The 24,019-nt window shown below is 65.8% G+C and carries 19 protein-coding genes; 9 read left to right on the forward strand and 10 right to left on the reverse strand.

Going from position 1 to position 24,019, the window contains the following annotated elements; genetic code table 11:
• Nucleotides 1-88 precede the first annotated feature (88 nt).
• The 4 genes from V3B25_RS04560 to potA all read right to left on the reverse strand — a co-directional run bounded on the left by V3B25_RS04560 (nucleotide 89) and on the right by potA (nucleotide 4,441).
• The gene (locus V3B25_RS04560) at nucleotides 89-1,453 is read right to left on the reverse strand and encodes an NAD-dependent succinate-semialdehyde dehydrogenase (protein ID WP_329810188.1); all 1,365 of its coding nucleotides are present in this window, start codon (nucleotides 1,451-1,453) and stop codon (nucleotides 89-91) included.
• Between the two features lie 83 nt (nucleotides 1,454-1,536).
• Nucleotides 1,537-2,379 carry an ABC transporter permease subunit gene (locus tag V3B25_RS04565; RefSeq protein ID WP_008267688.1) on the reverse strand — a complete coding sequence of 281 codons (843 nt, stop codon included), beginning with the start codon at nucleotides 2,377-2,379 and terminating at the stop codon, nucleotides 1,537-1,539.
• Complete coding sequence (locus V3B25_RS04570) at nucleotides 2,376-3,308, reverse strand: ABC transporter permease subunit (RefSeq protein ID WP_049399899.1); 933 nt, start codon at nucleotides 3,306-3,308, stop codon at nucleotides 2,376-2,378. The genes V3B25_RS04565 and V3B25_RS04570 overlap by 4 nt, the downstream gene beginning before the upstream one ends.
• Nucleotides 3,305-4,441 carry a polyamine ABC transporter ATP-binding protein gene (gene potA, locus V3B25_RS04575; protein ID WP_094000136.1) on the reverse strand — a complete coding sequence of 379 codons (1,137 nt, stop codon included), beginning with the start codon at nucleotides 4,439-4,441 and terminating at the stop codon, nucleotides 3,305-3,307. The genes V3B25_RS04570 and potA overlap by 4 nt, the downstream gene beginning before the upstream one ends.
• Nucleotides 4,442-4,714: 273 nt before the next feature.
• Between potA and V3B25_RS04580 the strand changes: the two genes are divergently transcribed.
• Entirely contained in the window at nucleotides 4,715-6,115 is a 1,401-nt protein-coding gene (locus V3B25_RS04580) for an NAD(P)-binding domain-containing protein (protein WP_201119301.1), read from the forward strand.
• 39 nt (nucleotides 6,116-6,154) lie between these two features.
• Here V3B25_RS04580 and V3B25_RS04585 read toward each other — a convergent pair whose 3' ends face one another.
• From V3B25_RS04585 to V3B25_RS04595, 3 genes are all read right to left on the reverse strand, one after another.
• Nucleotides 6,155-7,264: a polyamine ABC transporter substrate-binding protein gene (locus tag V3B25_RS04585; RefSeq protein ID WP_329810190.1), complete on the reverse strand. Its 1,110-nt coding sequence runs from the start codon at nucleotides 7,262-7,264 to the stop codon at nucleotides 6,155-6,157.
• A 91-nt stretch (nucleotides 7,265-7,355) separates the two neighbouring features.
• A complete protein-coding gene (locus V3B25_RS04590; protein ID WP_049423285.1) occupies nucleotides 7,356-8,753 on the reverse strand; it encodes a glutamine synthetase family protein in 1,398 nt (465 codons plus the stop codon).
• Nucleotides 8,750-9,511, reverse strand: coding sequence for a gamma-glutamyl-gamma-aminobutyrate hydrolase family protein (locus V3B25_RS04595; RefSeq protein WP_329810191.1), 762 nt, complete (start codon nucleotides 9,509-9,511; stop codon nucleotides 8,750-8,752). Before V3B25_RS04595 ends, V3B25_RS04590 begins: the two co-directional genes overlap by 4 nt.
• 161 nt (nucleotides 9,512-9,672) lie before the next feature.
• Here V3B25_RS04595 and V3B25_RS04600 point away from each other — a divergent pair, with 161 nt between their 5' ends.
• The 3 genes from V3B25_RS04600 to V3B25_RS04610 all read left to right on the forward strand — a co-directional run bounded on the left by V3B25_RS04600 (nucleotide 9,673) and on the right by V3B25_RS04610 (nucleotide 14,406).
• Nucleotides 9,673-10,950 carry an FAD-binding oxidoreductase gene (locus V3B25_RS04600; protein WP_329810192.1) on the forward strand — a complete coding sequence of 426 codons (1,278 nt, stop codon included), beginning with the start codon at nucleotides 9,673-9,675 and terminating at the stop codon, nucleotides 10,948-10,950.
• Nucleotides 10,951-10,999: 49 nt separating this feature from the next.
• Nucleotides 11,000-12,604 (forward strand): MASE1 domain-containing protein, encoded by a 1,605-nt coding sequence (locus V3B25_RS04605; protein ID WP_049423291.1) that lies wholly within the window; start codon nucleotides 11,000-11,002, stop codon nucleotides 12,602-12,604.
• A 206-nt stretch (nucleotides 12,605-12,810) separates the two neighbouring features.
• Nucleotides 12,811-14,406, forward strand: coding sequence for an MASE1 domain-containing protein (locus V3B25_RS04610; RefSeq protein WP_053091061.1), 1,596 nt, complete (start codon nucleotides 12,811-12,813; stop codon nucleotides 14,404-14,406).
• Nucleotides 14,407-14,502: 96 nt separating this feature from the next.
• On the opposite strand, the gene V3B25_RS04615 is transcribed toward V3B25_RS04610, so the two are convergent.
• Nucleotides 14,503-14,844, reverse strand: coding sequence for a hypothetical protein (locus V3B25_RS04615; RefSeq protein ID WP_223224650.1), 342 nt, complete (start codon nucleotides 14,842-14,844; stop codon nucleotides 14,503-14,505).
• A 396-nt stretch (nucleotides 14,845-15,240) separates the two neighbouring features.
• Between V3B25_RS04615 and V3B25_RS04620 the strand changes: the two genes are divergently transcribed.
• The 3 genes from V3B25_RS04620 to V3B25_RS04630 all read left to right on the forward strand — a co-directional run bounded on the left by V3B25_RS04620 (nucleotide 15,241) and on the right by V3B25_RS04630 (nucleotide 18,807).
• On the forward strand, nucleotides 15,241-16,809 hold the full coding sequence (locus V3B25_RS04620; RefSeq protein ID WP_049423297.1) for an MASE1 domain-containing protein: 1,569 nt from the start codon (nucleotides 15,241-15,243) through the stop codon (nucleotides 16,807-16,809).
• 107 nt (nucleotides 16,810-16,916) lie between these two features.
• Nucleotides 16,917-18,260: a diguanylate cyclase gene (locus V3B25_RS04625; RefSeq protein ID WP_032127881.1), complete on the forward strand. Its 1,344-nt coding sequence runs from the start codon at nucleotides 16,917-16,919 to the stop codon at nucleotides 18,258-18,260.
• An 85-nt stretch (nucleotides 18,261-18,345) separates the two neighbouring features.
• On the forward strand, nucleotides 18,346-18,807 hold the full coding sequence (locus tag V3B25_RS04630) for a bacteriohemerythrin (RefSeq protein ID WP_004151683.1): 462 nt from the start codon (nucleotides 18,346-18,348) through the stop codon (nucleotides 18,805-18,807).
• Here V3B25_RS04630 and V3B25_RS04635 read toward each other — a convergent pair.
• Nucleotides 18,788-20,080, reverse strand: a complete 1,293-nt coding sequence (locus V3B25_RS04635; protein WP_180862766.1) for an MFS transporter — start codon at nucleotides 20,078-20,080, stop codon at nucleotides 18,788-18,790. The two genes, V3B25_RS04630 and V3B25_RS04635, sit on opposite strands and share 20 nt — an antisense overlap.
• Nucleotides 20,081-20,236: 156 nt before the next feature.
• On the opposite strand from V3B25_RS04635, the gene V3B25_RS04640 reads away from it, so the two are divergent.
• Nucleotides 20,237-20,878: a hypothetical protein gene (locus V3B25_RS04640; RefSeq protein WP_329810195.1), complete on the forward strand. Its 642-nt coding sequence runs from the start codon at nucleotides 20,237-20,239 to the stop codon at nucleotides 20,876-20,878.
• Between the two features lie 153 nt (nucleotides 20,879-21,031).
• Here V3B25_RS04640 and V3B25_RS04645 read toward each other — a convergent pair whose 3' ends face one another.
• Nucleotides 21,032-22,528, reverse strand: a complete 1,497-nt coding sequence (locus tag V3B25_RS04645) for an aldehyde dehydrogenase (RefSeq protein WP_329810196.1) — start codon at nucleotides 22,526-22,528, stop codon at nucleotides 21,032-21,034.
• Nucleotides 22,529-22,632: 104 nt separating this feature from the next.
• On the opposite strand from V3B25_RS04645, the gene V3B25_RS04650 reads away from it, so the two are divergent.
• Nucleotides 22,633-23,985, forward strand: a complete 1,353-nt coding sequence (locus tag V3B25_RS04650) for an aspartate aminotransferase family protein (protein WP_182267527.1) — start codon at nucleotides 22,633-22,635, stop codon at nucleotides 23,983-23,985.
• Nucleotides 23,986-24,019 lie beyond the last annotated feature (34 nt).

Raw genomic sequence — 24,019 nt, forward strand, 5'->3', positions numbered from 1 at the left:
TGGCGCTGGGGGGGGGGCGGGCGGGCGGCGCGCCCCGCCCCCCCCCCCCGCCCCCGCCCCCCCCCCCCCCCGCCACTACCGTTCGGCATCAAGCCACGTAGACGGTCTTGATGTTCATGAACTCATGGATGCCGTGGTCGGCCAGCTCCCGGCCGAAACCGGACTGTTTGCTGCCGCCGAACGGCAATCGCGCGTCGCTCTTGACGATGGCGTTGACGAACGCGGCACCGCACTCCATGCGCTGCGCGAAACGTTCGCCGCGCACTGGATCGCGCGTCCACACGCTGCCGCCCAGGCCGAAGCGGGTGTCGTTGGCCACGCGCAGTGCCTCGGCCTCGTCAGCGACACGGATCACCGCAGCCACCGGCCCGAACAGCTCCTCGTCGTAGGCCGGCATGCCCGGGCCGACCTGATCGAGCACGGTGGCCGGATAGCCGGCATGCGTACCCGCAATCGGCTCACCACCCAGCAGTACCCGCGCGCCCTTGGCCACGCTGGCCTGCACCTGCTTGTGCAGTTCGTCACGCAGATCGGCACGGGCCATCGGCGCCAGCGTGGTACCGCGCTCGTCCGGATCACCGTACTGGCGCTCGGCCGCGGCTTCCACGAAGCGCCGGGTGAACTCATCGGCCACCGCCTCGACCACGATGAAGCGCTTGGCCGCGATGCAGGTCTGCCCGCTGTTATCGAAGCGCGACTTCACCGCCGCCGCCACGGTCTTGTCGAGGTCGGCATCGTCGAGCACCACGAAGGCATCGCTGCCACCCAGCTCCATCACCGACTTCTTCAGCTGGCTTCCCGCGTTGGACGCGATCGAGCGCCCTGCCCGCTCGCTGCCGGTCAGTGTCACCGCCTTCACCCGTGCGTCGCGCAGCACCTCGGCCGCCTGGTCGTTGTCGATGTGCAGTACATCGAACACGCCGTCAGGCAGGCCACCGTCACGGCATACCGCCAGGATCAGGTCGGCGCACTGAGGCACGTTGCTGGCGTGTTTGAGCAGGGCCACGTTGCCTGCCATGAACGCCGGGGCGAGGAAACGGAACACCTGCCAGATCGGGAAATTCCACGGCATCACCGCGAACACGCAGCCGATCGGCTCGTAGCGCACATAGCTGCGCTGGGCTTCGGTGTCGATCAGCTGCGGCTTCAGGTAGTCGGCAGCATGGTCGGCGTAGTACTCGCAGGCCGCCGCGCACTTGTCGACCTCGGCCAGCGCTTCGGCCTTGAGCTTGCCCATCTCATGGGTCATCGCCTGCTGCAGATCGTCACGGCGCGCGCGTAGTTGCGTGGCGATCCGGCGCAGGATGGCACCGCGATCCTGCAACGAGTGATCAGCCCAGCCGGGGAAGGCATCGGCAGCAGCCTGCAGGCGCTGCTTGATGTCGGCAGCACCCATCAGTTCATGGCGGTAGGTCACCAGGCCAGTGGCCGGGTCGACGATCTCGACGGTCATGGGGGATCTCCATCTGGAAGATCCCCATTGTGCGCGGTTGCCCGTGAGCCGGATGTTGCCGACGCTGTCGACAAACCGTGTGCTCAGCCGTTGTCCTGGCGTGCCAGCTGCAGGTCGCGCTGGCGCCGTTTCTCGGCACGCGCGTTGATGTACCAGCCGATCACCGCGGCGATCGACACCGCCGACACCAGCAGCGTGGCCAGCGCATTGATCTTCGGGCTGATGCCCATGCGCACCGAGGCGAACACCTTCATCGGCAGCGTGGTCGAGCCCGGCGTGGCCACGAAGCTGGCCACCACCACGTCATCCAGCGACAGGGTGAACGCCAGCAGCCAGCCCGCCACCAGCGCCGGTGCGATGATCGGCAGGGTGATGCGCCCGAACACGGTCAGCCGGCTCGCGCCCAGGTCCATCGCCGCTTCCTCCAGCGACAGGTCCATTTCCTGCAGGCGCGAGGACACCACCACGGTGACGAAGCACAGGGTGAAGGTGACGTGGGCGATCCAGATGGTGGTCAGGCCACGCGCCGGGAAGCCGGGAATCGCACCCATCGAGGCCAGCAGCGCCATCAGCGAGAAGCCGAGGATCACATCCGGCATCACCAGCGGCGCGGTCACCAGTGCGCCGAACAGCGGCTTGCCACGGAAGCGCTTGAAGCGCGTCATCACCATCGCCGCCAGCGTGCCCAGCACGGTGGCGGTACAGGCGGTCCAGAACGCCACCACCAGGCTGGTCCACATCGCATCCATCAGCGCGCGGTCGGCGAACAGGTCGCTGTAGGCGCGGGTGGAGAACCCGGCCCAGACCATCGCCAACCGCGAGCTGTTGAACGAATAGAACATCAACAACAGGATCGGCAGGTACAGGAAGGCGAAGCCGAGCAGCAGCACGCCCAGCCCGAGGCCCTTTGCGCTACGCGGGCTCATGCCTGCTTCCCTTCCAGCAGGCGCTGCTGGGAACGGTTGAACAGCAGGATCGGCACCAGCAGCAACAGGATCATCGCCACCGCCATCGCCGAGGCGCCCGGCCAGTTGCGGTTGTTGAAGAACTCGTTCCACAGCTGGCGGCCCACCATCAGCGTCTCCGAGCCACCCAGCATTTCCGGGATCACGAATTCACCAATGGCCGGAATCATCACCAGCATGCAGCCGGCGATGATGCCCGCCTTGGACAACGGCAGGGTGATGCGCAGGAACGCCTGCCACGGCTTGGCACCAAGGTCGTAGGCGGCTTCCAGCAGGCGGTGGTCATGCTTGACCAGGTTGGCGTACAGCGGCAGCACCATGAACGGCAGATAGCAGTAGACGATGCCGATATAGGCGGCGGTCGGGGTGTCGATCAGCTGCAGTTTCGGCAGGCCCATCGACGTCATCAGCGTCTGCAGACCGGTGAACTGCAGGAACTGGTCGAGCAGGCCGTTGCGGTCCAGGATCGCCTTCCATGCATACACGCGGATCAGGAACGAGGTCCACGAAGGCAGCACCACCAGCATCATCGCCACGTTGCGCGCAGCCGGCGACAGGCGCGCGATGGCGTAGGCCATCGGGTAGCCGATCAGCAGGGTCAGGAAGGTCGAGATCGCCGCGATCTTGATCGAGCTCAGGAACGCCTGCGCATAGATCGAATCGCGGAACAGCGCCAGGTAGTTTTCCAGGTTCAGCTTCAGCGAGAAGCCGCCATCGGCGTACTGCAGCAGCCAGGTGTACGGCGGCGAGCCGACCCGGCTGAGCGAGAAGCTGATCATCAGCACGATCAGGAACGGCACTGCGAAGAACAGCAGCAGCCACAGGTACGGAATGCCGATCACCGTGGCACGCAGCCCCGGCAGCCAGCGCTTCAGGCCGGCGACGCTCATGAGGTCAGCACCACGCCGTCGTTGTCGCGCCAGTGCACCCACACGCTGTCACCCCAGGTCAGGCCATCGCTGGCCCAGCGCTGCGAGTTGGCGAAGTTGGCCAGCACCTTGGCACCGCTGGGCAGGCGCACGTGGTAGACCGAGTGGCTGCCGAAGTAGGCAATGTCCTCGATCACGCCCTGCGCCTTGTTGGTGTGCCCTTCCGGCTCGTCCTTGCCGATCATCACCTTCTCCGGGCGCAGCGCGAACGCGACCGGCTGCCCTTCATAGCCGGTGATGCCATGGGCGATGTAGATCGGCGCAGGGAACAGCGGCGAGCGCACGGTCACGTACTCCGGCAGGTCCTCGTCGATCACCCCGTCGAACAGGTTGACCGAACCGATGAACTCGGCGACGAAGCGGTTGGCCGGCTGTTCGTAGACCTCGTCCGGCTTGCCGACCTGCTGGATCCAGCCGGCATCCATCACCGCGATGCGGGTGGCCATGGTCATCGCTTCTTCCTGGTCGTGGGTGACCATCACGCAGGTCACACCCGACGATTCGATGATGCTGACCAGTTCCAGTTGCATCTGCGAGCGCAGTTTCTTGTCCAGCGCGCCCATCGGCTCGTCCAGCAACAGCAGCTTCGGCCCTTTGGCCAGCGACCGCGCCAGCGCCACGCGCTGCTGTTGGCCGCCGGACAGCTGATGCGGCTTGCGCTTGCCCAGGTGGCCCATCTGCACCAGGTCGAGCATCTCGCCGACGCGCTTGCTGATCGCGTCCTTACCCAGGCCATCCTGCTTCAGGCCGAAGGCAATGTTCTGCTCGACCGTCATGTGCGGGAACAGAGCATAGGACTGGAACATCATGTTGACCGGCCGCTGATACGGCGGCAGCGCGTCCAGGCGCTGGCCGTCGAGGGTGATGCTGCCCTTGGTGGGCGTCTCGAAGCCACCCAGGCAGCGCAGCAGGGTCGATTTGCCACTGCCGGAGCCACCGAGCAGGGCAAAGATCTCGCCCTTGCGCACGTCCAGATTGACGTCGTCAACGGCGACGAAACCGTCGAATTCCTTGCGCAGGTCACGAATGGAGAGATAGCCGGGCGCACCGGTCGTGTCGACGACGGTGGCTACCGGCTGGGCTTCAACGGGCATGGGGGCTCCGGGAGCGGGCGGTGGACAGCGGCCGCCATTCTAACGGCCGGGGGGCCCAGGGGATATGACGGCGGCAGGCGGAAGCGGCCGCTGGCCAGCCCCGGGGGCCCTAGGAGTGTCGGTTTTCCCCCGCCATGGTGGCCTGTCCGCGCAAAGGCCCGGGCTCCCCTGGACGACCCTGCGGTCGTCCCGGCCAGACACCACAGGCGACGCCTCGATCTGCAACGTTTTTCAGAACCGGATCTGTTGATGGCCCGGGGCATTCCCCGCGCAATGGCCCGGATCAAGCCCTTGCATGGACCCACCCTGGTGACTTCCCCGGACCGCCCCTCCCCTTTCCCGCCCCGCCTGCCGGGCTCCCTGCCTGCAACGCTGCCGCTGGTCATCATCGGCGCCGGCCAGGCCGGGCTGTCCCTCAGCGCGCTCCTGCAGGAAGCCGGCGTCGAGCATCGCGTGCTGGAGGCCGAAACCGTGGGCGCCAGCTGGCAGCGGCGCTGGGATTCGTTCCAGACCAACACCGCCAACGCGACGATGGCCCTGCACGACCATGCCTATGCGGGCGACGACCCGGAAGGTTTCATGGGGGCCCCCGAGGTGATCCGGCGGCTGCGCGACTATGCCGACGAACGTTCGTTGCCGATCAGCGAAGGTTGTGCGGTTCAGCGGGTCACGCCCGAATCGGGCGGCTATGCCATCGAAACCAGCCACGGATTGATCCGGGCTGGGGCGGTTGTGGTCGCTACCGGCGAATACCGGCGCGCGCGGATGCCCCGGGTCCCCTTCGCGCCCGCACCGGGTCTGACGGTGCTGCACTCCGGCGACTACCGCAGCCCCCGCCAGCTGCCCGACGGCGGCGTGCTGGTCATCGGCGGTGGCCAGTCCGGCGCGCAGATCGCCCAGGACCTGCGCGACAGCGGTCGCAGCGTGCACTGGTCACTGGCCCAGCGGCATTCGCATACCCGCCGGCTGCGCGGCAAGGACTCGATGACCTGGTGGGACATGGCCGGGCGCATCCACCAGCACGTGAGTGAAGCGGCCGCCGTCCTGGCGGGAGAAGCGGATGCGCTGCGCAAGGCCCGCACCGCCGAGTTCCCGCTGATTTCCGGCAAGGGACGTGCCGGCCTGGGCAGCTCGATCAGCCTGCTGGCGATGCACCGCGCGGGCATCAGGCTGCTGGGCCGGTTGCAGGGCTTCGATGGAAATGTCGCCCGCTTCGCCGATGTGCGCCCGCAGCTGCGCACCGCGATCGAGGCGACACGGACCGAATATGCCTATCTCGATTCGCTGGCCAGCGCGTACTACGCCACGCGGCCCGAACCGCGCACCGACGATGCCCGCTACATTCCCGAAGAGGTCTATCTGCACTGGGAGCCGGACGCCGCCCCGCGTGAACTGGATCTGCAGGCCGCAGGCATCCGCTCGGTGGTGCTGGCCACCGGCTTCGTCGCCGAATGGCCATGGCTGGACGTGCAGGGCGTGCTGGACGCACATGGCTATCCGCTCGGCGAGTTCGGCGTTTCACCGCATCCGGGGCTGTTCTTCATCGGCATGCACAACCTGCAGCGGATGAGTTCGTCGTTCCTGTGCAACGGCGGTCGCGATGCACGTGACCTGTTGCCGGCGATCCTGCGGCACCTTGACCCGGGCGGCAGTACCGCGCCCGGCCAAGGATGAAGCAATCCGCCGGGCATGGCCCGGCGGCGCCAGACCGGCTTAACGGCCGGTCTTCACCTCGGTCCACAGCCGGGTGTAGAGCTTGTCGGTTTCCGGCGTGTTGATCGAATAGGTGAACATCTTGTCGGCCACGTCGGCCGGCGGGTAGATGGTCGGGTCGGTACGGATCGCCTCATCCACCAGCGGGGTCGCGGTCGGCACCGGATTGGCGTAGTGGATGAAGTTGGTGTTGGCCGCGGCAACCTTCGGCTGCAGCAGGTAGTTGATGAACGCGTACGCGGCTTCCGGATGCTTGGCATCCTTCGGGATCGCCAGCATGTCGAACCACTGCGGGGCGCCTTCCTTCGGGATCGAGTAGGCCACGTGCACGCCATTGCTGGCTTCCTCGGCGCGATCGCGGGCCTGGATGATGTCACCCGACCAGCCGACCACCAGGCAGGTACCGCCGTTGGCCAGCGAGCCCACGTACTGCGAGGAGTGGAAGTTCTGCACGTACGGGCGGATCGACTTCAGCAGGTCGGCCGCCTTCTGCAGCTCGGCCGGGTCGCCGCTGTGCGGGTCCAGGCCCAGGTAATGCAGCGCGATCGGGATCATGTCCGCCGGCGTGTCCAGGATGGTCACGCCGCAGTCCTTCATCTTGCTGATGTTCTCCGGCTTGAACACCAGGTCCCAGCTGTTGGCGATGTCGGTGCTGCCGCCGAAGCGCTGCTTCAGCATCTCCACGTTGTAGCCGATGCCGGTGGTGCCGATCATGTACGGCACGCCGTACTGGTTGCCCGGGTCCTGGGTGGCGATGCGCTTCATCACCGCCGGATCGAGGTTGGCCAGGTTCGGGATCTTGCTCTTGTCCAGCGGCAGGAACACGCCGGCCTGGATCTGGCGGCCGAAGAAGTTCAGGGTCGGCACCACCACGTCGTAGCCGCTGTTGCCGGCCAGCAGCTTGGTCTCGACCATCTCATCACTGTCGAACACATCGTAGGTCACCTTGATGCCGCTCTCCTTCTCGAAGGTCGGGATGGTGTCCTCGGCGATGTAATCGCTGTAGTTGTAGACGTTCAGGACCTGGCTGTCCTGCGCGCCGCCGTTGCCACCGCTGCAGGCGGCGAGCATGGCGGAGGCCAGGCCGAGCGTGAGGATACGCAGGTTCATCGGGTGCTCCAGAATGCGGGAAGGGGGGCCGGCGGGGCCGGCAACGGGTGCCAGCCTACCCCCCGGCGGCGGATTTTTCTATTCCAGATGCTCAGACGTTCAGCAGCAGGAACTCGCGCTCCCACGAGCTGATGACGCGGAAGAAGGTCTCATATTCCTTGCGCTTGACCGAGATGTAGGCGCGGCAGAAGCGCTCGCCCAGCAGCGCCTGCAGCTCGCTGCACTGCTCCAGCCCGTCCAGCGCTTCGCCCAGCGAGCGCGGCAGGTTGTAGCCCAGTTCCTTGGCGCTGCCGGTCACCGGCGCATCCGGTGCCAGCCGCTCGCGGATGCCGAGCAGGCCGCAGGCCAGGGTCGCCGCCATCGCCAGGTACGGGTTGGCATCGGAACCGGCGAAGCGGCTTTCCACGCGCATGTTCTCCGGCGTGTCCAGCGGCACGCGCAGCCCGCAGGTTCGGTTGTCATAGCCCCAGTGCACGTTGCTCGGCGAGACCTCGCCGAACACCAGCCGGCGATAGGAATTCACGTTCGGCGCAAAGAAGGCCATCGCCTGCGGCACGTATTTCTGCAGGCCGCCCAGGTAGTGGCCGAACACCGGGCTGAACTCGCCCTCGGCATGGGTCTCACCGGCGAACACATTGCTGCCATCGCTCACCCGCACCAGGCTCTGGTGGATGTGCATGGCGCTGCCCGGCTCGTTTTCCATCGGCTTGGCCAGGAACGTGGCATACACCCCGTGGCGCATCGCCGCTTCGCGCATGGTGCGCTTGAACAGGAATACCTGGTCGGCCAGGTCCATCGCATCGGCGTGGGTGAAGTTGACCTCCAGCTGCGCGGCGCCGGACTCGTGGATCAGCGTGTCCACGTCCAGCTTCATCGCATCGGCGTAGTCGTACATCAGGTCGAGGATCGGGTCGAATTCGTTGACCGCATCGATCGAGTACGACTGCCGCGCGGTTTCCGGACGCCCGGAGCGGCCGGCCGGTGGCAGCAGCGGGAAGTCCGGGTCGGTGTTCTTCTGCACCAGGAAGAACTCCAGCTCCGGCGCCACCACCGGGCGCAGGCCCAGCTCGGCGTAGGCCGCCAGCACGCGGCGCAGCACGTTGCGCGGTGCCAGCTCGTGCGGCTCACCGCTCTTGGTGTAGCAATCGTGGATGACCTGCGCGGTGGCATCGGCCGCCCACGGCACCATGCGTACGGTGTCCGGATCGGGGCGCAGCATCATGTCCGAGTCCGACGGCGAGGTCAGGTCGTAGTAATCGTCAGGGAACTCGCCGGTGACGGTGGTGGCGAAGATGCCCTCGGGCAGCCGCGTGCCGTAGTCGTGCGAGAACTTGTCAGCCGGAATGATCTTGCCGCGCGCGTTGCCGGTGATGTCCGGCACCAGGCACTCGACCTCGGTGATGCGCCGCTCCTTCAGCCAACGCAGCAGACTGCTTTCCTGCGGTGCGGGGGGCGTAGCCGTCTTGCGCGGGCGCGTTCGGGAACTCATCGGGAATCCAGTCGGTTCTGTTGGTGCTGCCGGCAAGCTTGGCCGAACGCACGGAAAATAGCGTGATAGAACGGCGAATCCATGACACGCCACTCCGGGTGCCACTGTACGCCGAGCACGAAATCATGGTGCAGGCTGCGTGCCGCCTCGACCAGGCCATCATCGGCCACGGCTTCGACCTGCAGCCCCTGCGCCAGACGAGCGATACCCTGCCCGTGTACCGAATTGACCTGCGTCCGGCCACTGCCGCTCCACCGCGCCAACCAGCCATCAGCGGCCAGGGTGACCGTGTGGGCCGGCCCGTACTGCACCTCCACCGGCGCCTGCGGGTCTTCGCGATGGTCGGCCAGACCAGGCACCGCGTGCACCTGCGGATGCAGGCTGCCACCCAGCGCGACGTTCAGTTCCTGGAAGCCGCGACAGATCGCCAGCACCGGCAGGTCCAACGCCAGCGCCTCGCGCAGCAGCGCGAACGCATTGGCATCACGGGCCGGGTCATGCGGATTGCCCGGCCAGCTGCGGCCGCCCTCGTAGTGCTGCGGTTCGATGTTGCTGACCGCGCCGGTCAACAGCAGGCCATCGAGCCCCTGCAGCCAGTGGCCAGCCGGCAAGGGCGGCTGCAGGCTCGGCAGTAGCACCGGGGTCACTTCGGCGGCCTCGGCCAGCGCGCGCACGTACTTCTCGCCGGCCACCGCGAAGCGGTGATGGCCGAGCACGGTGCTGTCGGTGGGCAGGCCCACCCAGGGCAGGCGGCGCATGGGAAAACTCCTTGGCGTGCCGACACGTTACCCGTCGCCCGGCGAACGCGGCAAGTCGTCGCCGTCACACCACGGCCGTCATGCATCGGCGAAACTAAGCGCGTGAACGCTGATCGCCCTCCTCCGCTCCGCCCGTCCGTACTGCGCCCGCAAGGCCTGCGATGAGCGCCGCCTTCCCGCCCAGCTGGTACGCCGCCAGCTTGCCCGAGCCGCCCGCACTTCCCTCGCTGCAGGGGAATGTGCAGGCCGATGTCGCAGTGCTTGGCGCGGGCTACACCGGCCTGACCGCAGCACTGGAACTGGCTACGCGTGGCCAGCGCGTGGTGGTGCTGGACGCGCAGCGGATCGGTTGGGGCGCGTCCGGTCGCAACGGTGGCCAGGCGCTGGTGGGCTATGGCTGCGAGGTGGACGAGCTGGAGCGCCAGCTCGGCCGCGACGATGCGCGCCACCTGTTCGACTGGTCGCGTGACGCGGTGCAGGCGATGCGCACCCGCATCGATCGCCACGGCATCGACTGCCATTGGGTGGAAGGCCATGCCAGCGTCGCCATCCGCGAACGCCATGAGCGTGAACTTCTGGCCAACTGCGAGCACCTGCAGCGCCACTACGACTACCCGATGCAATGGTGGGACCGTGATGCCCTGCGCGCGCAGCTGGACAGCCCGCGCTACCGCGCCGCGATGTTCGATCCGCTCAGCGCGCACCTGCAACCGCTGGCGTATGCACGCGGCCTGGCCGATGCGGCGCGCGCGGCCGGCGTGGTGATCCACGAGAACTCCGCGGTGACCCGCGTGCAGCGGGGACCACAGCCTTCCCTGCATACCGCTCAGGGCAGCGTGCGCGCTGCGCATCTGGTGGTGGCCGGCAACGCCTGGCTGCAGGGCCTGCTGCCCGAGCTGGAACGGCGGATCATGCCGGTGGGCACCTATATCGGCGCCAGCCAGCCGCTGGGTGCTGAACGCGCCCGGGCGCTGATCGGCAACAACATGGCCGTGGCCGACACCGCATGGGCTCTGGACTACTTCCGCCTCAGCCACGACCACCGGCTGCTGTTCGGCGGCCGCGCCAGCTACTCGGCCCTGCCCCCACCGGGCCTGCGCGGGGTGATGCAACGGCGCATGCACCAGGTGTTCCCACAGCTGGCCGACGTGGCACTGGACCAGGTCTGGGGTGGTTATGTGGACATTACCCGCAACCGCGCCCCGCATTGGGGCCGGCTGGACGGCAACCTGTACTTCGCGCAGGGGTTCTCCGGCCATGGGGTGGCCGCCGCCGGGCTGGCCGGCGAGGTGATCGCCGCCGCCATTGCCGGCCAGAGCGAGCGTCTGGACGTGTTCCAGCGCCTGCGGCATGCGCCCTTCCCCGGTGGCCGGCTGCTGCGCACGCCGCTGCTGGTGGCGGCGATGTCGTGGTACAAGCTGCGGGATGCGTTGTGGTAGCGGGGCCTTCCCCGCCACATAATCGGCGCAGGAGCTGGGGAGCACGTGGATGCAGTGGTGGAAAGACGGCCTGCTGGTGAGGATACGGGTCAGCCCCGAAGGGCTGGCGCTGGCGCTGCTCTATGCCCTCGCCTGCTGGGGTGCGCGCAAGCTGTCACTGGACCAGTTCTTCCTGCCTGCCGGCGTGCGGGTGGCCGCATTGCTGTTGTGCCCGCCCCGTCTTTGGCCCTACCTGCTGATTGGTGAGTACGCCTACTTCGCGCATCTGCGCATCCCCCTGATCAGCAAATACAACCTGACCTGGGTGATCCTCGCCTCGGTGTTCCTGATGCCTGCCGTGATGCTGATCGTGCGCCTGCACCGGAAGCTGCTGGCGCGCACCACGATCCTAGGCGTGATCTCCATTGCGGTATGCGCCGCGACGGTCATCAGCCTGCTCAACCTGGGAATCTCGTACCTGCTCTGGGAACCGTTGCATAACGCGTCATTTGTCACCAACCTGTTGCGCTATGCGCTGGGCGACTTCACCGGCATCCTGATCCTGGCGCCTCTGGCACTGCTGTGGATCCGCCGCGCCGAGGAACAATGGACGGTCCGGTCTGTTGCGGCCACCGTCGGAGCCGTCGGAGCCATGCTGGTCATTGGCCTGCAGGCGACTCCGGTACCTGCCTCGATCACGGCGCCTGGCTCGCTGCAGTTGTTGTTGATCCTGCCTATTCCCGCAATCGCCCTGACCTGCCTGCTGGGATGGCGCGGTGCGGCCATCGGTGTCGCCGCCGTTAACATGATTCTTGGCGTCAGCACCCCCGCCGACCATCCGACGGCATTCGACCCGGCCACTTTCGCTACCCAGCAGGCCATGGCCATCGCCAGCATCGCCCTCCTGCTGCTTGGCGCACGCATCACCCACTTCCAGAACCAGCACCGGTTGCGCGAGGAAGATGGCAGAACGGCCCTGCAGCTCGCACGGAATTCACATCTGGCCAGCGAGATGGACCTGCGTGAGCGCGCGGCCCATCTGCGCCAGTTGGGCGATGGCATGGACCTGTCGCTGAACGAAATGGTGAACTGGCTGCATGCGCAGGGCCATCACGCCGTGGCCGACAGCCTGCGGCATACCTCGGAGGTGCATTCACGCCTGTTCCGGGCCCAGGCCAGCATGATCTATCCCGCCGCCCTGGAACGGCTGGGCTTGTACGTGGCCTTGCAGGCGGGTGGAGTGCGTGAGGCTTGGGGCAATACCCACCGGATCAATCAACCCTGGTTGATGGGCGATCCCTGCGCCCTCAGCCCTGGCTTGCAGCTGGCAGCCTATCGCTCGATCGTCGAGGCAGTGTCCATCCTGCTTGGCAACGAATCCGGTCAACTCACCGTGCGAGCGCGCTGTGGCCGCCTTGGCCGACAGCAAGGAATCTTGCTCGTTGCAGCCATGCTCGATCCACGCCGACGCCTTTCGCAGGCGACGATGATCATGGCCACTGACCAGTTAGCCGGCCGCGTGCTCGCATATCGCGGCACGATTCAATGCCAAGGCAATCGCGTCCGGATCTGCCTCATCGAAGCGGTAAGCGCTCCCCAGACCGGGGCCTACCCGGTTCGTGAAGCCGGTCGGGACAACCCGCTCGACCCGATTGGCCCACCCTCACGGATCTGATACCCAAATCAGAAAACTGCGACGGACTTCACAGCCGCTTGGTGACATCCAATGGCGGCGTGTTCACGGCTGGCGAAAGACCGCCTGACGCCTCCGCCGCCTACGAGATTGCGCCCATCGGCATCAACAGATACTGTCGGGCCTGAAGGATACATTCAGTGTCGCCAGGACTGCGATAACGCGGTACGAGCAAGGGAGGCTTGGGCTTGAGTTGGTTGAAAAGTGGATTTGAACTGAGCTTCCGTATACGACCTGTCGGCCTCGCTCTTGCTGCGCTGTATGCCTTCGCCTGCTGGGGAGCCCGTCACTTCTCCGTTGATCAGTTCTTCCTGCCGGCTGGCATTCGCGTGGCCGCACTGCTGTTGTGTCCGCCCAGGCTCTGGCCGTATCTCATTCTTGGTGAATACGCCTATTTCGCGCCGCTGCGTTATCCAATGATCGAAGAGTACGGGATAAGCTGGGTCATCCTCGGATCGGCGTGTCTGATACCTGCGGTGGCGCTGATCGTCCACCTCCACCGCAAGGCAATGGCATCGACCAGTGAAAGCTGGCTGCTTTCCGTTGCAGCATCCGCAGCACTGGTCGCCAGCGCTCTCAAGCTGGGACTGTCCCACGTGCTTTGGCCGGTCCCGCCAAGCATGCCCTTCTACACGAATGCAGCGCTATTTGTGCTGGGTGACTACATCGCCATCCTGACAGTGGCACCACTTGCATTGCTGTGGCTCCGCCGTCGTGGCGGCTACGACTGGTCTACCTGGCGGCTGCGCCCTACCATCACGGCGCTCAGCGCTCTATGTGCTCTCAGCATTCTCATCGCCACGGCCGGTGCGCGTGATGATGCGGCACGAGCCATATTGCAGCTGTTGATGACCTTGCCCGTAATTGCGCTGACATGCATTCATGGATGGCGAGGTGCTGCTGTGGGCGTACCGCTGATGAACATAATTCTCAGCGTAACCATGCCCAGTACCGGACTACCGGGCTCGTTCGACCAGACAACCTTCTTCACGCAACAGATCATCGCGATCACGGGTACCACCCTCTTGGCTCTGGGCTCACGCATCACTCATCACTATCATCAGCGTGCGCCCACAACGGTTCAGCTACAGGAGCCGCAGACAGTGGTTTTCTCTCGCTCGGCCCACCTGGCCAGTGAGATGGATCTGCGCGAGCGGGCACTGGGCCTGCGCAGGGTAGCCGACGATATTGAAGCAGCCCTTGATGAAACCCTGAAGCTGCTCAGGACACATGGCCAGGAAGGCCCGGCAATCGATCTTCTGCGAACATTTTCCTCACGCTCGCGCAAGTTCCGCGAGCTGACCAGCATGGTCTACCCGACTGAGCTGGAGCACGCTGGGCTCTACGTTGCTCTTCAGGCAGGCGGGCTGAGCGAGGCCTGGGAAGAGACCCACCGAGTGGTCCGCCCCGTACTTCAGGGTGATCCCTGCCAGCTGAGCATGGGTTTACAGCTTGCCGCTTATCGCGTCCTTGCCGAGTCCATGTCTCTGTTGCTCAAGGAAGAACGGGGCCAGATCCAGCTCCGTGCACGTTGCGGACACGTGGGTCAACACAAGGGAATATTGATCACAGCTTCGCTGCTCGATCGCACGAGCACGTTGTCGTCGAGAACTGTCGATCTGGCAATTGAGCGTCTCTCAGCACGTACACAGGCCTACTCTGGCACAGTCAGCTGCCTGGATAACCGGATCCGGATGGTGATGCGTGATACCCACTACGAAATGCAAGGGGACAGCGCGCCGCCGCGAGTGGATGCTCCGATTGACATGCCGGTCAGGTACTGACTCAAAGCCCCGCCAGTTCGCATCAGCAACGGCAGCGAAGCGTACCCGCAGCGGCTCTGGACCACCGCGGGCACTCTACTTGCCATCTACGGTCTTTCACTTTTCGCTGGGGGACGTCTCGACGGACCAGATTGCTCCCTTCCCTTCACCGTGGACAGCCAACGAGAAGTCCGACGCTTGGAACACCAGATGCCTACGCGCCGTCGCCGGCATCGCCAGCCGCTGCGAAGGTAGCGAGACACGGACAGACGAATTTCCGGCCGGCAGTGTCCAGAAAGTGGAATCGATGTTGGCGATGATCAAAACCACTTGGCCCGAAGGATCATTGACCTGGTAGTAGGTCACACCATCGCGCTGAAAGGCATAGACAAACCAAGCCGGATCCAAGCTTAGATTGATGGCGACCGGCTGGCGTTCGCCCAAACCGGCGCTGGCCATCTGGACACCATTGCCCCCCGTTGTACAGCAGGATGCTGAAACCAGCATGGGCATGGATAGCAGAGCTACAGTCGTCGCCGCAACGGAAAATCGGGGAAATCTCACAGGCATCTCCATTTTTGATTGAGTTACTGCATCCGGGTAATTCCGCATTGACCGCGGCAAAAGAGCGCCATGCCACTTCATGCCCGGATAAAATCGTCCGCTGCAAGCGTCAAGGCCGGAGCATCCCCAGCATACCGAGGCCCCCACGGGGGTGCCATCGCACCGACCGGCCCCCGTGTGTATTCTCCATTTTTCCGTTGCACGGCGTGCTATCTGCCGAAGCCGCTGTGCTGTGCTGGGCAGGCCACGCATACGCGGGACCGAGCGTCCCAACCGACCCGGGAGGGTGAAGTGAGCTGGTGGAAGGATGGAATACAGGTAGACGTTCGCTTCCGTCCAGAAGGATTCGCGGTAGCGATCCTATATGCGGCTGCGTGTTTGGTGACGCGGCAACTGTCACTTGACCAGTTCTATCTTCCTGCGGGCGTGCGGATTGCTGCACTTCTGTTGGTACCTGTGCGCCTATGGCCGTACCTTCTGCTTGGCGAATACGCCTATTTCGCACAGATCCGCATGCCAATGGCGACAACCCACGGACTGGCATGGGTCATTCTTGGCTCAATTGGGCTGATGCCTCTGGCAATGCTGATCGTGCGCTTCCATCGCAGACATGTCCCTACCGCGGGCGGATTGTGGCTGCTCTCCCTGTCGTTCTCGGCAGGCATTGCAGTCAGCCTGCTGAACATGGGACTTGCGCGTCTGCTGTGGCCTGGCCCAGACCCGGAAATGATGCTCGAACGGGTGGGACGTACTTTGCTGGGCCAAACCACCGGTATCCTTACGCTTGCCCCACTGGCACTGCTCTGGCTGCGGCGTCACTCCGAACCAGGATGGAGCACCCGCTTCGTTGCTTTCACCGCCACATCCATCACGCTGATCATGGTGCTTGGATTGGCAATGAAGCTGACACCGGCTACGGCCAACACCACCCGTGAGCAACTCGTCCTGATGGCTTCGCTCCCGGCAATCGCACTTGCCTTCCTGCACGGTTGGCGCGGCGCGGCAATCGCAGTGCCGCTACTGAATCTGATCGTGCTCGCATCTACACCAAGCACTGGGCTACCCGCTTCGTTTGACCTCGGAGCCTTCTCTACGCAGCAGAGCCTTTGCGTAATAAGCGTCGCGCTGCTCGCACTGGGATCTGGTATCAGCCACTATCAACGCAAGTACCAAGAGCATGAAGATAGTGGCCGGAACACAGTAAAGCTGGCGCGCGCCTCGTACCTGGCCGGTGAGCAGGCTCTGCGTTCACGGGCGCTCGAGCTGAAATCAATTGGTGACGGCATGGATATGTCGGTGCAAGGTGTTGTTGACTGGCTCAAGACCCATGGTCACCACGATATCGCGGCAGATCTGGTTCAGACATCTGCAACGCATTCATGGCAATTCCGCCAACAGGCCAGCATGATCTACCCGACTGCAATTGAGCAGATCGGGCTTTACCTCAGCCTGCAAGCCAGCGGCGTACGGGACGGTTGGAACTCCACCGGCCGTATGAATCGACCACAGTTCTCCGGCGACCCCTGCCAGTTGAGCGTGGGTCTGCAACTATCAGCCTATCGCCTACTGATCGATGCAGTGCCGGTCATGCTGAGTCATGAGCCGGGGCAGATACACATCCAGGCACGTTGTGGCCGGCTCGGCCAGCGTCACGGCATCATGTTGAACATCGCACTGTTGGATCGCGATCGTCCACTGACGTCGGCCACCGAAGCTGCACTGATTGATCGGCTCGGCGGACGCCTGATTGCTTACGACGGCGTGCTGCTATGTCGTCACCATCGAATCACGATCATACTCAGCGAATCCCTGCCGTCCCTGGTCCAGGGGGGCAGAGCGCGAAGCAAAGAGTTCGCCTAGCTCCATTCTCCGCGGCATGATGTACGCCGGGCGCTGCATGAGCGGCTAAAGTTACACCCGAAACCGCCGCTATCCGTGCCGAGCCCTCCTTCGTGAGCCACCGCATCATGCCCGTCCTGCCGCAGGCCGCCGTCGATGGCGACCTGGCCGATCCGTTGCCACAGCGGATCCTGCTGGTCGAAAATTCCCGTGCGTTCACCGGCATGCTGCGCGAAGCCATCGAGCAACGCTTGGAACTGCCGGTGGTGATCGCCTCCACCCTGGCCGAGGCCGATCGCCTGCTGAGCGAGGGTGGCGGCTGGTTCCTGGTGCTGACCGGGTTGGTGCTGGCCGACGGCGACCGCGATGCGGTGGTCGAGTTCTTCCTCAAGCGCGACCTGCCGACCGTGGTGGTCAGCGGCGTGTACGACGAGGACCTGCGCAAGCGCGTGCTGCAGCAGCAGATCATCGACTACGTACTGAAGAACACCCCCGGCAGCATCGACTACCTGGTGTGGCTGGTACAGCGGCTGGAACGCAACCGTCGCATCGCGGCGCTGGTGGTGGACGATTCACCGTCCGCGCGTGGCTATGCCGCCGCCCTGCTGCGCATGTATGGCCATGAGGTGCACGAAGCCGCCGACGGCAACGAGGGCCTGGCCGCGATCGAGGCGCATCCGGCGATCCGCCTGGCGGTGGTCGACCAGGAAATGCCCGGCATGCAGGGCGTGGAATTCACCCGCCGCCTGCGCACCCTGCGCTCGCGCGACAAGGTGGCGGTGATCGGCATCTCCGGCAACACCGACGCCTCGCTGATCCCGCGCTTCCTGAAGAACGGTGCCAACGACTTCCTGCGCAAGCCATTCTCGCGCGAGGAATTCTTCTGCCGGGTCTCGCAGAACGTGGACCAGCTGGAACTGATCGGCACCCTGCAGGATCTGGCCACCCGAGACTTCCTTACCGGCCTGCCCAACCGCCGCTGCTTCCTGGAACAGAGCCAGCGCCAGTTGCCGCAGCTGCAGCTGCATGGCCAGTGCGTGGCGGTGGCGATGATCGACATCGACCACTTCAAGCACATCAACGACACTCACGGCCACGAGGCCGGCGATGATGCGCTGCGCGCGGTGGCCGGTGCGGTGGCCGCGCATGCACGCAGCCAGGACCTGATCGCACGCTTCGGTGGCGAGGAGTTCTGCCTGCTGGTGCCGGACATGGAACAGGACGAAGCACTGCAGTACTTCGAGGAGCTGCGCCAGCGCATCGCCGCACTGGAAGTGGACATTGGCACCGCGACGCTTCGCATGACGGTCAGCATCGGCCTGTGCTGCCTGCGCCCGCAGCGTGATGCGCTGCACCGGCTGATCTCCGAGGCCGACCGCCAGCTGTACCTGGCCAAGGCCGGTGGCCGCAACCGGGTCAGCTGCACCACGGTGGCCAGCCCGCTGCGCCCGCGCGAGCCGGCCCTGCCCTGACCGGCCCGCTTTGATCCAGATCAACGCCGCACCCGCGCGGCGGCTCTACAGTCGGCCCCGACATACGCATGAAGGGGAGCCGGGGATGGCACTACTGGTCTGGCAGGACGATCTGAACATCGGCATCGATGTGATCGACCAACAACACCGCCGCATCATCGAAATGCTCAACCACCTGCACGTGGCCCAGGCCAGCATGCAGCGTGCGGCGGTGGGTGAAGTGATCGACGAGGTGGTGGACTACACCATGTCGCACTTCGCGTTCGAAGAAGAGTTGATGGAAGAAGCGGGCTACCCGTTCTGTGCCGCGCACAAGCGCGTGCATGAGGTCTTCATCAAGCGGGTATCGGAATACCGCATGCGCTTCCAGGCCGGCGAGGACATCAGCGACGAACTGCGCACCATGCTCTCACGCTGGCTGTTCAATCACATACGCGGTGATGACCAGGCCTATGCCGAACAGGTCAAGGCGCACCTGAACCAGTTCGCCCGCGAGCACCAAGGGGGCGGTTGGCTGGGGCGTACGCTCAAGCGCTTCTTTGGTTGAGCCTCAAGGCGCGCCGGTGCAGTGCCACCAGCGCGCACAGGGTCGCCACCGCAGTCAGGCACAGGTAGTAACCCACCGCGACCAGGCCGAAGCGTTCGGCCAGCCAGGTGGCCAGGTACGGCGCCGGTGCCGCGCCAAGGATGCCGGCCAGGTTGAAAGACAGCGACGCGCCGGTATAGCGCACCTCCACCGGGTAGATCTCGGCCAGGAAGGTGCCGCAGGGGCCGTAGGTCAGGCCCATCAGGAACAGGCCCAGGCACAGGAAGCCAGTGACCAGCCACGGGCTGTGCGGCTGGAACAGCGGCGCGAACAGCACACCGAAACCGACGATCAGTACGCTTGCGACGATCATCGTGCGTCGCGTGCCCCAACGGTCGCCATAGCGCGCCGACAGCGGGATACCCAGCGCGAAGAACAGCATGCCCGCCATCTGCATCAGCAGGAACTGCTCGCGGCTGTAGCCCAGCACCGCGGTGCCATGGCCTAGACTGAACACCGTCATCAGGTAGAACAGCACGAAGGTGGCGAACGCGCCCAGAGTGCCCAGCAGCATCGGCACCGGATGGTCACGCAGTACCGTCCACATCGGCAGCCGCACCGGCGCCTTGCGCTCCAGCGCCTTCTTGAAATCGGGCGTCTCGTGGATGTTCAGGCGCACCCACAGGCCAAGGCCGACCAGCAGTGCGCTGGCCACAAACGGGATACGCCAGCCCCACTGCAGGAAGTCGTCCTGGCTCAGGCAGCGGCCGAGCACCAGGAAAATGCCGGCCGACAGCAGGAAGCCGAGCGGCGCACCCAGCTGCGGGAACATGCCGTACCAGGCGCGCTTGCCCGGCGGTGCGTTCTCGGTGGCCAGCAGCACTGCCCCACCCCACTCGCCGCCCAACCCCAGGCCCTGGCCGAAGCGGCACAGCGCCAACAGCGCGGGGGCCCACAGGCCAATCTGCGCGTGGGTCGGCAGCAAACCGATCAGCACCGTGGACAGGCCCATGGTCAGCAGCGCGGCCACCAGCGTGGCCTTGCGACCGATACGGTCACCGAAGTGGCCGAACACTGCCGAGCCCACCGGACGCGCGATGAACGCGACCGCGAAGGTCGCCAGTGACTGCAGCAGCGCCGCCTGTTCGCTGCTGTCCGGGAAGAACAGGTGTGGGAACACCAGCACCGCGGCCGTGGCGTAGATGTAGAAATCGAAGAATTCGATGGTGGTGCCGATCAGGCTGGCCAGCAGGACTCGACTGGGGGAATTCACGGACGGCGCGGCAGCGGTGATCGTCGACATCGGCAACACGGGTAACGGCGGATCGCCCGATTCTGCCACGGGCCGGTGGCCGCACGGGGCGATGGTTTCAGCCGACACCGATGCCAACGGAATTTTTCGGGCCACCCGCTAGGCTGCGCCACCGGTCCCTGCATGGATGCTTTGCCGATGACTGCAGTCGCGCTGTCGTGGTCCGATTCGCCGAAGCTGCCGCGCATGGCGGCATGGCTGATGGTGCTGCTGGTGCATGGGTTGATGGCAGTGTGGCTGCTGGGCAGTGGCAGGATGACGCTGCGCAGCGACGAAGGCGCCAGGATGACGTTGTACTGGCTGCCACCGAAGCAGCCCGTGCCGGCGCAACCGCGCCCGGCGCAGCCCACCGCAGAGGCAGCGCGCCCGGCCGCATCGACAGCGCCACGCCCGCCCCCGGCGGCACCTACGGATGCCAGTACCCCCGCGTTCGAGGAATCGCCTGCAATGGCGCCGCTGATCCTGGGCCTCCCGGCGGGCAGCATCGACGGTGGCGACGGCATCAGCGCTGCGGGTGTCGCTCCGCGCCTTATTGGTCGCCGCGAGATACACCCGGCATTCGCGCCGCGCCGCAATTACTTCCGGATCCGCCGGCAGATGACGCCGGAGCAGATCGTGCATGGCGTAGCGCAACTGCTGGGTTTGTGGCCACCGGGATACATCGTCGATCCGTGCGAGCTGGGCAAGCAGGACATGGACTATTTCCAGAACGCCGTCGAAGAAGCCGACCGGGATCTGCTGCGTGCAGCGGTGCTGCAGGTGAGTACCCGCTGCCGGTAGCTCGACAGCTATATGCTTTATGTAGAGTCGAGCCATGCTCGACTGCTCTTCGCGAGATGCAGCCGAGCATGGCTCGGCTCTACCGAAGAACGAAAAGTAGTCGAGCAAGGCTCGACTCTACAAAGAGCGAACAGCGGTCAAGCAGCCGCGTCGTTACAGCTGGATCCAGGTGGCCTTGATCTCGCTGTACTTGTCGAAGGCGTGCAGCGATTTGTCGCGGCCGTTGCCGGACTGCTTGTAACCACCAAACGGTGCGGTCATGTCGCCGCCATCCCAGCCGTTCACCCAGACGCTGCCGGCGCGCAGCTGGCGCGCAACCCGATGCGCGCGGCCCAGATCGCGTGTCCAGAGACCGGCGGCCAGTCCGTAGCGGCTGTCGTTGGCCACGCGCACGGCTTCGGCCTCGTCGTCGAAACCGAGCACCGCCAGCACCGGCCCGAACACTTCCTCGCGTGCCAAGGCCTGCTCCGGGCGCACCTGGTCGAACACCGTGGGCTGCACATAGCTGCCACCCACCTCCACCTCGGCACGATGCCCGCCCAGCAGCAGGCGGGCACCTTCAGCTTCGGCGCGTGCGATATCCCGCATCACCTTGTCCAGATGCGCGGCGTCCACCAGCGCGCCCATCGGCGCGTCGGCGTCCAGCGGATGCTGCGGCTGCATGTGCTGGCCATAAGCAACCACCTGGTGCACGAAATCCTCACGGATCGAGCGCTGCACCAGCAAGCGCGACCCGGCGGTACAGACTTCGCCCTGGTTGAAGAAGATGCCCTGCGCCACGGCCTTGGCCGCCGCGTCCAGATCGGGAGCGTCGGCGAACACCACGTGCGGGCTCTTGCCGCCGCATTCCAGCCAGACCCGCTTGAGGTTGGATCGCCCGGAATACTCCAGCAACTTCGCGCCGGTGGCAGTGGAACCGGTGAACGCCAACACATCCACGTCCATGTGCAGGGCCAGCGGTTCGCCAACGCGCGCGCCATGGCCCGGCAGCACGTTCAGCACGCCCTCCGGCAGACCCGCCTCGGCAGCCAGCGCCGCCAGCCGCAGCGCACTCAGCGGCGACCGCTCCGAAGGCTTGAGCACCACCGAGTTGCCCATCGCCAGCGCCGGCGCGATCTTCCAACAGGCCATCAGCAACGGGAAATTCCACGGCACGATGGCCGCCACCACGCCCGCGGCTTCGCGGGTGACCAGTCCGAGTTCGTGCGGGCCAGTCGGCGCGATCTCGCCATACAGCTTGTCCACCGCTTCGGCGGTCCAGGTCAGGCACCGCACCACACCGGGCAGGTCGATACGGCGTGCGTCACGCACCGGCTTGCCCATGTCCAGGGTTTCCAGCAGCGCCAGCTCATCGGCGTGCTTCTCCACCAGCGCGGCCAGCGCCAGCAACACGCGCTTGCGATGCGCCGGGCTCGCCTGCGACCAGTGGCCCGCCTCGAAGCTGCGCCGCGCGGCCAGTACCGCGCGCTCGACATCCTGCGCGTCGCAGTCGGCAACCGCGCCCAGCACGCGACCATCGATCGGGCTGATGCAGTCGAAGCGGGCGCCGCTGGCAGCATCGACATAACGGCCATCGATGAAGGCCTGGCCCGGCGTCGAGAGCTGAAGGGACAGCGCCTGCCAGTGGCTGCGGTCGGGGAAATCGGCCATGGGAAGCTCCAGCGGTCAACGAGCTTTGGTTATACCGGGACCGCCGCGACTCCACCGTGACGCGGCTGCGCTACATTCGTCGCATCGGACCCGATGGAGCTGGCATGAAGCGTCCCGAAAGCGACCTGCACGACCTGGCCACCCAGCGCCCCGAGTCACTGGACGCGTACTGGATGCCGTTCACCGCCAACCGCCAGTACAAGGCCGCGCCGCGCATGCTGGTACGCGCCGAAGGCATGCACTACGAGGACGTCGACGGCCGCCAGATCCTCGACGGCACCGCCGGCCTGTGGTGCTGCAACGCCGGCCACGCCCGCCCGCGCATCGTCGAGGCCATCGTCGAGCAGGCACGCACGCTCGACTATTCGCCGGCCTTCCAGATGGGCTCGCCGCCGGCCTTCGCACTGGCGCAGCGGCTGGCCGCACTGGCGCCTGCCCCGCTCAACCATGTGTTCTTCACCAGCTCCGGCTCCGAGGCGGTGGATACCGCGATGAAGATCGCGCTGGCCTATCACCGCCAGCGTGGCGAGGGCCAGCGCACCCGCTTCATCAGCCGCGAGAAGGCTTACCACGGGGTCGGTTTCGGCGGCATGGCGCTGGGTGGGCTGCCCAACAACCGCAGGGCGTTCGGCCTGCAGCTGGGCGGCGTGGACTACCTGCGGCATACCCTGGACCTGCCGCGCAATGCGTTCAGCAAGGGCCTGCCACGCCAGGGCGCGGAGCTGGCCGACGACCTGGAACGGCTGATCGCGCTGCACGATGCCTCGACCATCGCGGCGGTGTTCGTCGAGCCCATTGCCGGTTCGGCCGGGGTGATCCTGCCCGCGCCCGGCTACCTCCAGCGCCTGCGCGAGCTGTGCGACCACCACGGCATCCTGCTGGTGTTCGACGAGGTCATCACCGGTTTCGGCCGGGTCGGCATGCCCTTCGCCGCGCAGCGCTTCGGGGTCACCCCGGACCTGCTGACCTTCGCCAAGGCGGTCAGCAACGGCGCGGTACCGCTGGGTGGCGTGCTGGCCAGCGACGCCGTGCATGCAACCCTGATGCAGGCACCGCCGCAGGCCATCGAGCTGTTCCATGGCTATACCCATTCCGGCCATCCGCTGGCCTGTGCGGCGGCGCTGGCCACGCTGGAGGTCTATGCCGAGGAGCGCCTGTTCGAGCGTGCCATCGAGCTGGGCGAATACTGGCAGGAACGGCTGCATGCGCTGCAGGGCCTGCCCAACGTGATCGACATCCGCAACTTCGGGCTGGTCGGCGCGGTCGAGCTGGCGCCGCGCCGCGATGCCCCCGGCAGCCGTGGCTACGAGGTATTCCGGCGCTGCTTCCAGGACGGCCGGCTGCTGGTGCGCTGTACCGGTGACATCATCGCGCTGTCGCCACCACTGATCGTGGACAAGGCACAGATCGACCAGATCACCGGCACCCTGGGCGAGATGATCCGGGCCACCGCCTGAGCCCGGGCCGGCGGTGGCGAGCGGGTACAATGGG

This window comes from Stenotrophomonas sp. SMYL8 (assembly GCF_036320065.1).
GTDB classification, from domain to species: domain Bacteria; phylum Pseudomonadota; class Gammaproteobacteria; order Xanthomonadales; family Xanthomonadaceae; genus Stenotrophomonas; species Stenotrophomonas maltophilia_A.